This is a genomic window from Campylobacter concisus, assembly GCF_902460595.1.
Classification (GTDB): Bacteria; Campylobacterota; Campylobacteria; order Campylobacterales; family Campylobacteraceae; genus Campylobacter_A; species Campylobacter_A concisus_BL.
This window is the reverse complement of record NZ_CABPVA010000007.1, coordinates 20,819-31,379: the sequence shown is the minus strand read 5'-3', so window position 1 is coordinate 31,379 and position 10,561 is coordinate 20,819. Positions and strand designations below refer to the sequence as shown.

At 42.2% G+C, this 10,561-nt stretch carries 13 protein-coding genes; 10 read left to right on the top strand and 3 right to left on the bottom strand.

Translation table 11 applies throughout. The features are described 5' to 3' along the window. Positions 1 to 163 precede the first annotated feature (163 nt). Genes murD through mraY form a run of 3 tightly spaced genes read right to left on the bottom strand, consistent with a single transcriptional unit; the run spans position 164 to position 2,969 of the window. Positions 164 to 1,381 (bottom strand): UDP-N-acetylmuramoyl-L-alanine--D-glutamate ligase, encoded by a 1,218-nt coding sequence (murD, locus tag F3G86_RS09570; RefSeq protein WP_149723728.1) that lies wholly within the window; start codon positions 1,379 to 1,381, stop codon positions 164 to 166. A gap of 4 nt (positions 1,382 to 1,385) precedes the next feature. Continuing rightward, entirely contained in the window at positions 1,386 to 1,901 is a 516-nt protein-coding gene (locus tag F3G86_RS09565) for a hypothetical protein (RefSeq protein WP_149723727.1), read from the bottom strand. Positions 1,902 to 1,904: 3 nt separating this feature from the next. Beyond that, positions 1,905 to 2,969 (bottom strand): phospho-N-acetylmuramoyl-pentapeptide-transferase, encoded by a 1,065-nt coding sequence (gene mraY / locus F3G86_RS09560; RefSeq protein ID WP_021086091.1) that lies wholly within the window; start codon positions 2,967 to 2,969, stop codon positions 1,905 to 1,907. Positions 2,970 to 3,048: 79 nt separating this feature from the next. On the opposite strand from mraY, the gene gpmI reads away from it, so the two are divergent. The 10 genes from gpmI to F3G86_RS10530 all read left to right on the top strand — a co-directional run bounded on the left by gpmI (position 3,049) and on the right by F3G86_RS10530 (position 10,458). Next, positions 3,049 to 4,512, top strand: a complete 1,464-nt coding sequence (gene gpmI / locus F3G86_RS09555; RefSeq protein ID WP_149723726.1) for a 2,3-bisphosphoglycerate-independent phosphoglycerate mutase — start codon at positions 3,049 to 3,051, stop codon at positions 4,510 to 4,512. A 36-nt stretch (positions 4,513 to 4,548) separates the two neighbouring features. Continuing rightward, positions 4,549 to 5,292 (top strand): 3-oxoacyl-ACP reductase FabG, encoded by a 744-nt coding sequence (gene fabG, locus F3G86_RS09550; RefSeq protein ID WP_021083753.1) that lies wholly within the window; start codon positions 4,549 to 4,551, stop codon positions 5,290 to 5,292. Between the two features lie 86 nt (positions 5,293 to 5,378). Further along, entirely contained in the window at positions 5,379 to 5,612 is a 234-nt protein-coding gene (gene acpP, locus F3G86_RS09545) for an acyl carrier protein (protein ID WP_002941395.1), read from the top strand. A 34-nt stretch (positions 5,613 to 5,646) separates the two neighbouring features. Then, the gene (locus F3G86_RS09540) at positions 5,647 to 6,858 is read left to right on the top strand and encodes a beta-ketoacyl-ACP synthase II (protein ID WP_021085320.1); all 1,212 of its coding nucleotides are present in this window, start codon (positions 5,647 to 5,649) and stop codon (positions 6,856 to 6,858) included. A gap of 1 nt (position 6,859) precedes the next feature. Continuing rightward, on the top strand, positions 6,860 to 7,795 hold the full coding sequence (gene accA, locus F3G86_RS09535) for an acetyl-CoA carboxylase carboxyl transferase subunit alpha (RefSeq protein WP_087582860.1): 936 nt from the start codon (positions 6,860 to 6,862) through the stop codon (positions 7,793 to 7,795). A 201-nt stretch (positions 7,796 to 7,996) separates the two neighbouring features. Further along, positions 7,997 to 8,851 carry a CbrC family protein gene (locus tag F3G86_RS09530; RefSeq protein WP_149723725.1) on the top strand — a complete coding sequence of 285 codons (855 nt, stop codon included), beginning with the start codon at positions 7,997 to 7,999 and terminating at the stop codon, positions 8,849 to 8,851. A gap of 11 nt (positions 8,852 to 8,862) precedes the next feature. Then, entirely contained in the window at positions 8,863 to 9,705 is an 843-nt protein-coding gene (locus F3G86_RS09525) for a YwqG family protein (RefSeq protein WP_149723724.1), read from the top strand. 126 nt (positions 9,706 to 9,831) lie between these two features. Next, the gene (locus tag F3G86_RS09520) at positions 9,832 to 10,095 is read left to right on the top strand and encodes a hypothetical protein (RefSeq protein ID WP_149723723.1); all 264 of its coding nucleotides are present in this window, start codon (positions 9,832 to 9,834) and stop codon (positions 10,093 to 10,095) included. After that, entirely contained in the window at positions 10,082 to 10,240 is a 159-nt protein-coding gene (locus tag F3G86_RS10535; protein WP_188116451.1) for a hypothetical protein, read from the top strand. Before F3G86_RS09520 ends, F3G86_RS10535 begins: the two co-directional genes overlap by 14 nt. Before the next feature lie 74 nt (positions 10,241 to 10,314). Beyond that, positions 10,315 to 10,458 carry a hypothetical protein gene (locus tag F3G86_RS10530; RefSeq protein ID WP_181000857.1) on the top strand — a complete coding sequence of 48 codons (144 nt, stop codon included), beginning with the start codon at positions 10,315 to 10,317 and terminating at the stop codon, positions 10,456 to 10,458. The last annotated feature ends 103 nt before the right edge of the window (positions 10,459 to 10,561 follow it).

Below are 10,561 nucleotides of genomic sequence, written 5' to 3'. Positions count from 1 at the left end.
GTTAGCATGGATGAGCTCTTTGAAAATTTAAAGGGTCTTAAGGTCAAAATTTATGCCATCGGCTCAAACAGCGACAAGCTTATGAATTTATCCAATAAATTTGGTATCCCTGCCCTAAAATGCGACTTTTTACAAAACGCCAAGATCTAAAAATAGCTTAAACTCAAAGAGCCCTTATAAACTCTTTAAATTTATCTCCTCGCTCGGCGTAGCTCTTAAACTGGTCAAGGCTCGCAGCTGCTGGGCTTAGAAGCGCTATCTCGCCACTTTTAAGCTCTTTGCTTATCTCATTTACAGCGTTTTGTAAAAAGTCGCATTTTAGGGCAGGGATACCAAATTTATTGGATAAATTCATAAGCTTGTCGCTGTTTGAGCCGATGGCATAAATTTTGACCTTAAGACCCTTTAAATTTTCAAAGAGCTCATCCATGCTAACGCCCTTATCGTCGCCGCCTAGGATCAGGTGCATGAAGTGATCTTTGTAGCGTTTTACGGCTTGGATGCTCGCATCTATGTTGGTCGCTTTTGTGTCATTTACCCAGGTTCGCCCCATCTTGTCGGTGAGCTCTTCAAGCTTGTTTGCCTCGATGACAAATGTGTTTAAAAGCCCTACATCACAGCGGTCAAATAAAATTTTCTCAACCGCAAGTGCCAGCAGTGCATCAAGCAAAAATGGCGTTTTAAAGGCTATATCCTTCAAATTTATACCGCAAAAACGAGAAAGATCGCTCTCATCTTTATAGGCGATCACTTTGGCCTTTGTAGGCGTTTTAGCGTAAATTTCAGGCACGATCGCTACGCTCGTTTCACTCATGCTAGCAAGTGGCTTAAGCTTTGCCTTTTCGTACTCGCTCATGTCGCCATGCCAGCTTAGGTGGTCTGGCGTGATCGGCAAAAGCACGTAAATTCCTGGTGTGGCGTGCTTTGTGTAGTGAAGCGTAAATGAGCTAGTCTCAAGTATCCAAATTTTAGCGTGCGGGTCTAAATTTGCTAGCGCGATGCCGACATTGCCACCCATCACTGAGCCCTTGCTCTCTAGCAGGTGCTGCATCATCTTTGTAGTCGTCGTCTTGCCGTTTGTGCCGCTTATCCAGACGTTAAATGGCAAATGCGCCTTGTAAATTTCATAAAAATAGTCATATTCGCTAACTAAATTTCTAGCTTTTTTTATAAGCTCGTGGTGAGGTGGGATGCCTGGGCTTGGTATCTCTAGGCCGCTTTTTGCGGGGTCAAATTCGCCAACTGGCAAAAGTGCGTTGCCAAACTCATCTTTTGAAATTTCGCTAAATTTATCATCATAGATGTCCCAAAAGCCATCATTTACGAAGTTTTTAGCGATAGCTTTCGTCGTGCCACCATAGCCAAATAGTGATTTTCTCATGCTTTTATCCTCTTTTGCCCCATAAAATTTCTACTATCTCATTTGCACTTAGCTCACGCATCACGCCCTCTATCTCGCGGCGCTCAAAGAGCTCAAATCTAAACGTATCAGCAAAATTTAGCTTCAAAAACTCTGCAAAATAAGCACCCCTGCAAGCAAATTTCACTCTTATATAAAATGCCTCTAAAAAATCATCATCAAATTTAGGCACAGGCGCCAACATACGATCCACGATCACGCTAAGCTCGTCTTTTGTTATATCAGGCATCAGCTTTGGCTCTGGCAAAGCGATGTCAAAGGCGAGATTTTCAGCGCCCTCAGCCTCCCACCACTCATGCAGGCTAAATTTACTCATATCCTTGCCACTGATCTTGGCTAGACGCTCTTCTACTTTGCGGTACTCTTCGCCGTCCTCATCGCCAAATTCGTCGCAATAGTCGGTGTAGGCTAAAATTTGCTCCAAAATTTCATCATACTTTTTTCTAGCACTCTCAAAGTCAGGCTCTATCTGCGCTCGCATGATCTACCTGATCTTTAGCGCCGTTAGTGCGATCAAATTTGCTAAAAGCGCGATGATCCAAAAGCGCACGATGATCTTATTTTCCGCCCAACCTTTTATCTCAAAATGGTGATGTATAGGCGCCATTAGGAAAATTCTGCGTTTAAAAATTTTAAAACTACCCACCTGCAAGATGACGCTTAGTGTCTCAACGACAAAGATGAGGCCGATGATGATGAGCAAAATTTCGTTTTTGGTCGCAACGCCCATAAAACCGATATATGCGCCAACGCTTAGGCTGCCGCTATCACCCATAAAGACCTCGGCCGGATGGCAGTTAAACCACAAAAAGCCCATGAGCGAGCCAATGAGCGCAGAGGCTACGACGACGCTCTCGCCAACGCCTGCGATCTTTGGTAAAAGCAGGTACGAGCTAAAGACGGCGTGACCGCAGATGTAGGCAAAAACGCCAAGAGTTAGAAGTGAAAATATCGATGGCACCGCGGCTAACCCGTCAAGTCCGTCTGTTAAATTTACCGCATTTGAGGCTGCGACGATGACAAGCGTCCAAAAGAAAATGGCAAAAATTTTCATATCAAAGATCGGCTGCTTGTAAAATGGCAGGTAAAACTCAGTGTTTAGCTCTTTGCTGATGTATAAAAAGGCTGCGAGTAAAAAGGCGATGAGAAACTGAAAAAAGAGCTTTGCCTTTGGGCTTAGGCCGGCGTGGTTTTTAGCGCCTAAAATTTTGCTGTAGTCATCCTTATAGCCAAGCAAAGTAAAACAAACTAGACAAAAGAGCGAGGCTAGCACGAAAGCGTTATCAAGCCTAGCGCATATGATCGTGGCGATGACTGCAGTAAAGACAAAGACAAGTCCGCCCATTGTTGGCGTTTTGGCCTTTTTTTGGTGAGTTTGTGGCGCGAGCTCGTAGATAGGCTGGGCGGCGTTTTTTGCCTTTGCCCAGGCGATAAATTTAGGCATCAGATAAGCTGTCAAGATAAATGCTATGAAAAACGCGATGCCAGCGCGAACGGTGATATACTGAAAGATATTAAAATTTAAAATTTCGTAGATATAGTAAAACATAGGGGCCTTTATTTTAAAAAAAAGCAATTTTAGTATAATGGCCTTAAAAATTATCTAAATTTAAGGATAAAATTTAAAAATGGCTCAAAAAACTATACTTATAATAACTGATGGCATTGGATCAAACAAAAATGGCAAATTTAATGCATTTGAGGCGGCCAAAAAGCCAAACTACGATAAATTTTTTAAAGAAATTCCAAACTCACTCATAAAAACTTCTGGAAACGCTGTGGGGCTACCTGAGGGGCAGATGGGAAATAGCGAAGTAGGGCACATGTGCATAGGAAGCGGTCGAGTTTTGTATCAAAATTTGGTAAAAATTTCACGCAGTTTTGATGACGGCTCAATAGCAGAAAATGAAGCTTTAAAAGAGCTTTTTAAAAAGTGCAAAAAGATCCACGTCATAGGGCTATATAGCGACGGCGGCGTGCACTCTCATATGGAGCATTTTGATGGCATGTGCGAGCTTGCTAGCAAAAATGGCTGCGAAGTTTTTGCCCACGCTATCACCGACGGACGCGACGTTAGCCCAAATAGCGGTTTAAATTTCATCAAAAGCTTGGAGGCTAAATTTAAGGTAGCGACCGTTTGCGGGAGATTTTACGCGATGGATAGAGATAAACGCTGGGAGCGCGTAAAAGAGGCCTATGATAGCTTGGTAGAGGGAGCAAATCTAAGCAGCTTAACGCCAAGTGAGTATCTACAAAAAAGCTACGATGAGGGCGTGACAGATGAGTTTGTAAAGCCAGCAAGCTTTAATGGCTTTAGTGGCATGGGCGAAGATGACGGCGTCATTGTAATAAATTTTAGAAATGATAGGGTAAGAGAGATTTGCCAGGCTTTGGGCGAGGAGAAATTTAGCGAGTTTGAGCGCCCTTTTGCTATTAAAAATTTAATCACCATGACCGAATACGACGCAAATTTTAAATTTGAAGTGCTCTTTAAAAATGAAAAGATAAAAAACACCCTAAGCGAGGTCATAGCAGCTGCTGGACTAAGGCAGCTTCACACGGCTGAGACTGAAAAATACGCCCACGTAACATTTTTCTTTAATGGTGGCGTCGAAGAGCTAGCCAGCAATGAAACTAGGGTGCTAATCCCCAGTCCAAAGGTCAAAACCTACGACGAAAAGCCAGAGATGAGCGCTGCTGAGGTTTGCAAAGCCGTGCTAAAGGGCATGGATGATGAGCAAGACTTTATCGTGGTAAATTTCGCAAATGGCGATATGGTGGGACACACTGGCAACTACGAGGCTGCTATAAAGGCGGTTGAGGCGGTTGATATGGCTCTTGGAGAAATTTATGCTAAAGCAAAAGAGAAAAACTACGCGATGATCATCACGAGCGATCACGGAAACTGCGAAGAGATGCGTGATAGCAGCGGCGAGCTACTGACAAATCACACAACTTATGACGTCTTTTGCTTTGTGATGGCTGATGGGGTTAAAGAGCTAAAAAATGGCGGCCTAAACAACATCGCGCCTAGTGTTTTAAAGCTCATGGGGCTTGAAATTCCAGCTGAGATGGACGAGGCGTTATTTTAAATTTGATAATATAAGCAAAATTTATAAGGAGAATCTATGAAATTTAGTGGAAAAAACGTGCTAATAACAGGTGCAAGCAGAGGTATCGGCGCACAAATCGCAAAAACGCTTGCAAATATGGGCTTAAAAGTGTGGATAAACTACCGCTCAAAGCCTGAGATAGCAGACGCTTTGCAAGCTGAAATCGAGCAAAATGGCGGCAAGGCTGCAGTGATAAAATTTGACGCAACAGACGAAGATGAGTTTATAAAAGGTATAAATTTGATAGTTGATAGCGACGGCGAGCTAAGCTACCTCGTAAATAACGCTGGCATAACAAATGACAAGCTAGCGCTTCGCATGAAAACTAGCGAATTTACAGATGTGATAAATGCAAATTTAACTTCAGCTTTTATAGGATGTAGAGAGGCTTTAAAAGTGATGAGTAAAAAGCGCTTTGGAGCGGTCGTAAACGTCGCATCTATCGTTGGTGAGATGGGAAATGCTGGACAGGTGAATTATTCAGCCAGCAAGGGCGGACTAATCGCCATGAGCAAGAGCTTTGCAAAAGAGGGTGCGAGCAGAAATATCCGCTTTAATAGCGTAACTCCGGGCTTTATCGAGACTGATATGACGCATGGACTAAGTGATGAGGTGAAAAAAACTTATAGCGATAATATCCCGCTAAAACGCTTTGGTAGCGCTAGCGAGGTGGCTGAGGCGGTTGCATTTTTACTAAGTGATCACGCTAGCTACGTGACTGGCGAGACGCTAAAAATAAACGGCGGACTTTATATGTAATGAAATTTCAACAAGTTTTGAAATTTAAAATAAATAAAAGCGTAAATATTATAAGATAACAGACATTTTTTATAAGGAGACCTTAAATGGCAGTATTTGAAGACGTAAGAGACGTAGTTGTAGAGCAACTAAGCGTAGATCCACAAGCAGTAAAACTAGAGTCTAAAATCATCGAAGATTTAGGCGCTGATTCACTTGACGTTGTAGAGCTAGTTATGGCTTTAGAAGAGAAATTTGAAGTAGAAATTCCTGATAGCGAAGCAGAGAAATTAGTAAGCATTCAAGACGTTGTAAATTATATAGAAAAACTAGGTAAATAATTTAAATTTGCATAGTTTGATTTAAGGAGATGTATTGAAACGAGTCGTTGTAACTGGTATTGGCATGATAAACGCACTTGGTCTTGATAAAGAGAGCTCTTTTAAGGCTATTTGCGAGGGTAAAACAGGTGTGAAAGAGATCACGAGCTTTGATGTAAGCGAATTCCCTGTTAAAATTGCTGCCGAGATAACTGATTTTGATCCAAATAGCATTTTAGACGGCAAAGAGGTGAAAAAAGTAGATCGTTTCATACAGCTTGGCATAAAAGCATCTAACGAAGCTATGGCTGATGCGAATTTTAAGGAGTTTGATGCTCATAAATTTGGTGTTAGCTCAGCTGCTGGCATAGGCGGTTTGCCAAATATTGAGAAAAACTCAATCACATATTTTGAAAAAGGCGTAAAGAGAATTTCGCCATTTTTCATCCCATCTGCACTTGTAAATATGCTAGGTGGCATAGTTTCGATAAATCACGGACTAAAAGGTCCAAATTTATCAAGCGTAACAGCTTGTGCAGCAAGCACTCATGCGATATCACAAGCAGCAAAATGCATAATGATCGGTCAAGCAACAAATATGCTAGTTATCGGTGCTGAATCAACTATATGCGGCGTTGGCATAGGTGGTTTTGCAGCGATGAAAGCACTCTCAACTAGAAACGATGAGCCAAGCAAAGCTTCAAGACCATTTGATGCAAACCGCGATGGCTTTGTAATGGGTGAGGGCGCTGGCGCACTTGTGCTTGAAGAGTATGAGTCGGCTGTTGCAAGAGGTGCTAAAATTTACGCTGAAGTAGTTGGATTTGGTGAGAGCGGAGATGCACACCACATCACATCACCAACACTTGAAGGTCCATTAAGCGCGATGAAACAAGCACTTGATATGGCAAAAGGCGTAAAGATAGACTATGTCAATGCACATGGTACTTCAACGCCAGTAAATGATAAAAATGAGACAGCTGCGTTAAAGGCTGTTTTTGGCGATAAGTGCCCACCAGTTAGTTCAACTAAAGGTCAGACCGGACACTGTTTAGGCGGTGCTGGTGCGATCGAAGCTGTCATATCTATAATGGCAATGAGAGATGGCATCATCCCTCCAACAATAAACTACGAAACGCCAGATCCAGATTGTGATCTAGACTACGTTCCAAATAAAGCCAGAAAAGCTGATATAAAAGCTGTTATGAGCAACTCATTTGGCTTTGGTGGAACAAACGGCGTCGTGATATTTAAAAAGTTGGATTAAGATGTCAAATTATTTAGATTTTGAAAAGAGCATAAAGCAAATTGATGAAGATATAGCAAATGCTAAGATCAGAGGCGATGAACATGCTGTTGAAATTTTAAATAAGAACCTATCTAAAGAGATATCAAAAGTATATAAAAATTTAAACGAATATCAACGTTTACAACTTGCTCGTCACCCAGATAGGCCATACGCTATTGATTATATAAATTCATTTTTAGTTGATGGCTATGAGATTCATGGCGACAGGGCATTTCGCGACGACCCAGCAATAGTTTGCTACATCGGCTATATCGGAGGCAAAAAGACTGTCGTTATAGGCGAGCAAAAAGGTCGCGGTACTAAAAATAAACTAAAAAGAAATTTTGGTATGCCTCATCCGGAGGGTTACCGAAAGGCTTTACGCGTAGCAAAATTGGCTGAGAAATTTAACCTACCTATCTTATTTTTGATAGACACTCCAGGTGCGTATCCTGGCGTTGGTGCTGAAGAGCGAGGTCAAAGCGAGGCCATAGCTAGAAATTTATTTGAATTTGCAAATTTAAAAACTCCAATAATAGCTGTCGTTATCGGCGAAGGCGGAAGCGGTGGTGCTTTAGCTATTGGCGTGGCTGATAGACTTGCCATGATGAAAAACTCTGTCTTTTCAGTTATTTCACCAGAGGGTTGTGCTGCGATACTTTGGAATGACCCAGCTAAGCAAGAGCAAGCTACAAAATCTATGAAGATAACGGCTGATGACTTAAAAAATTTATCGCTTATAGATGACGTGATAAACGAGCCGATAAATGGAGCTCATAGAGATAAAGACGGTGCTGCAAAAGCACTTGCAAACTACTTCATCTCAGAGCTAGCTGAGCTTGAGAAGCTTGATATAAACGAACTTGTCGCAAAAAGAATAGATAAAATTCTCTCTATCGGAGCTTACGAGGAGTAAAATTTATAGTCACAAGTGAGTTAAAATTTAAGTAAATTTACTTGTGGCTCTCCTTTGCATTAAATTTAATACGCTTTTTTAATTTTAAAAAATGAAATAATTTTATATTTTTATCGCAATCTTCTAAATTTTAATAATTCATCTATGCAACTTTTAAGTGTTTAAGGCTAAAATTCTTAGCAAATTTCATAAAGGCTATTTATGGATAAATTTCAAGAAAAATATATAAAGCTTTCAAAAGATTACTACAAAAATAATGGCAATGCTACAAGCGTGGAGGCTTTGTATCAGTTTAAAGAAGAGCTTGAAGCAAGCGAGGATGCGCAAGCAAAGAAAGTTTTGGTAGATATTTATCAGCTTTTGTCTATGCAAAAGAGCGCTTATGAGCTACTTTTAAAGATACACGATAGAAACGACAAAAAGCAGCTAAAAACGCTTGGCTATCTTGCGCAGTTTATGGATGAGGGCGACAAATGGGCGGTGCCAAGGCCAAAGAGCAAAGAGCAAATTTTAGCCCAAAAGGCAAAGGCTGCCACCTTGCCAAAATTTCGCTATCACCCAGAGCCTTTAAAAACTGGTGCATTTAAAGATGATATGAGTGTCACTTGTGAGTGCTGCGACGAAAAGACAGAAATTTACTATGATAATGGCATATACAGCGAGCAAGACGTCACCTATCTTTGCCCAGCTTGCATCGCAAATGGCACAGCTGCTAAGAAATTTGACGCTACCTTTGTGCAAGACGCCGACCAACTCGCCACTGATGACGCCAAAAAAGAAGAGGAGCTTTTTAGAAGAACACCTGGTTATGAGAGCTGGCAGGGCGAGCACTGGGTGGTGTGCTGTGATGATTATTGCGCATTTTTGGGCGATGTGGGCACGAAGGAGCTTTTAGGGCTTGGCATCGCAGATGAGGTCTTTGATGACTACGCAAAAAGAGACGAGTATGACGTCAAAATGGCGCGTGAGGTGCTCGTAGCGGGCGGCGACTTTGCTGGGTATTTGTTTCGCTGCCTGCACTGCAAAAAGTATCATATCTACATTGATGCTTGCTAGAAAGGGAAAATATGGATCTAAATGAAATTTATAAAGGCTGCAAAGAGCGCGGTCTGGAGGGGCTTTTTGAGTTTTTAAAGCCAATGGCTAGAAATGCTATAAAAATAGATGCGCAGGCTAAAGATGACGGTGATATCGCCATTGGAGCGTCTAAATTTGGCGGGCAGCCAGATCTGCCAGCTAGCGTGCCTTGGCCGTCAAATGAAAACGGCGCGCTTAGCTTTGTGGCGCAGATAAATTTTGCTGAAGTTGGTAAATTTGACACCGATGGGTTACTACCAAAAAGTGGCATGCTCTATCTTTTTTATGATATAAATTTACGGATTTGGGGCTACGACCCTGCTGATAAAAAGGGCTTTGCCGTGATCTTTGCCGAGGCAGCTCAAGACCAGCTTGCTCGCCAAAACATGGATGGCGGAAATTTCACATTTGGCGCACGCTCTCTTAGCTTTAAAAACGAGCTAAATTTGCCAAGTTTGCAAAGCTCGCTCGTGCCATTTGGTAAATTTAGTGAGGAGGAGTGGGAGGCATATCACGAAGTCATCGAGCCAAGCTGGCAGGCCAAAGAAAACAAGCTACTTGGTCACTCTGACAACATCCAAGACGGCATGGAGCTAGAGTGTGAGCTCGTGGCAAATGGCCTTGACTGCGGCGATGGTAGCGCTTATCATCACCAAAATATCGCGGAGTTTGAGAAAAATGCCGCTCAGTGGCAGCTGCTTTTGCAGATAGATAGCGATGAGCAGAGTGACATGGACTGGGACGGAGAGGGTAGAGTTTATCTATGGATAAAAAAGGACGACCTAGCGGCGCGTGACTTTAGCAAGACGTGGCTAGTTTTGCAGACAAGCTAATTATGAAAATTTATTAAGATCGCTTGTTTTTGTATCATTGACAATCCTTTTAAAGGGATTTTTGCCTAAAATTTTATCATGTAGCACTTTCTTGCTGCGACTGCTTTGTTTGCAGCAAGTGCCATTTTGCCTACTTTTGCTTACACATCGCCCACAAAAGGTCAAAACCAAACAAATTTAAAAAAGATGATTAAAAATATCGTTTTAGTTCATGGCACATTTGTCAATGGCTCTTGCTACGCTGAGTTGATCCGCCACTTGCAAGAAGCTGGCATTAACGCTGTTGCTGTGCAAAATCCACTAACTTCGCTTGCAGCAGACACTAGGCTATTAAGTTCAGGGCAAGAGCCTACTAGTTGGGCACTCTTGGGGCGGTGTGCCGATCACTGAGGCAGGCACTCACGAGAAGGTCGCTGCTCTTGTCTATCTCTTGGCCACCATGCCTGATAACGGCGAGTGTGCTGCTGAGGCACTTGAGCGTCAAAATGCGCCGATGAAAGGTCTTAGCCCAGACGCAAATGGCGAGTCTTGCTAGTAAAGCCACGTTTTAGCAGCGCTTCAAACGTCTATTAATGCAGCTGCATTTAGCGATAAGATAGGCGCGGCTGCTTGGCACAAAAGCCATCTTTTTATCTTTTAACTAAAAACGATCACGCCTTGGCGTATGAGGTGCATCAGCGTTTTGCAAAGCAGATAAATACAAAGACAAAAGAGCTGGCAAACTGGCTCATTGAGATTGCAAATTTGATCTAAATTTATACCAAGCAAGCCACTTTAAATGAGTAGCTTGAAGCTAAATTTTACTAGCATTTTTGCCCATCAAGGCTTTAAATTTATCTTTTCTTTTTATAAAATA

Excerpts from the sequence above, each read along its gene's own strand:
- murD (WP_149723728.1), bottom strand. The coding sequence starts at position 1,381 with ATGAGAAAATCACTATTTGGCTATGGTGGCACGACGAAAGCTATCGCT.
- F3G86_RS09565 (WP_149723727.1), bottom strand. The coding sequence starts at position 1,901 with ATGCGAGCGCAGATAGAGCCTGACTTTGAGAGTGCTAGAAAAAAGTAT.
- mraY (WP_021086091.1), bottom strand. The coding sequence starts at position 2,969 with ATGTTTTACTATATCTACGAAATTTTAAATTTTAATATCTTTCAGTAT.
- gpmI (WP_149723726.1), top strand. The coding sequence starts at position 3,049 with ATGGCTCAAAAAACTATACTTATAATAACTGATGGCATTGGATCAAAC.
- fabG (WP_021083753.1), top strand. The coding sequence starts at position 4,549 with ATGAAATTTAGTGGAAAAAACGTGCTAATAACAGGTGCAAGCAGAGGT.
- acpP (WP_002941395.1), top strand. The coding sequence starts at position 5,379 with ATGGCAGTATTTGAAGACGTAAGAGACGTAGTTGTAGAGCAACTAAGC.
- accA (WP_087582860.1), top strand. The coding sequence starts at position 6,860 with ATGTCAAATTATTTAGATTTTGAAAAGAGCATAAAGCAAATTGATGAA.
- F3G86_RS09530 (WP_149723725.1), top strand. The coding sequence starts at position 7,997 with ATGGATAAATTTCAAGAAAAATATATAAAGCTTTCAAAAGATTACTAC.
- F3G86_RS09525 (WP_149723724.1), top strand. The coding sequence starts at position 8,863 with ATGGATCTAAATGAAATTTATAAAGGCTGCAAAGAGCGCGGTCTGGAG.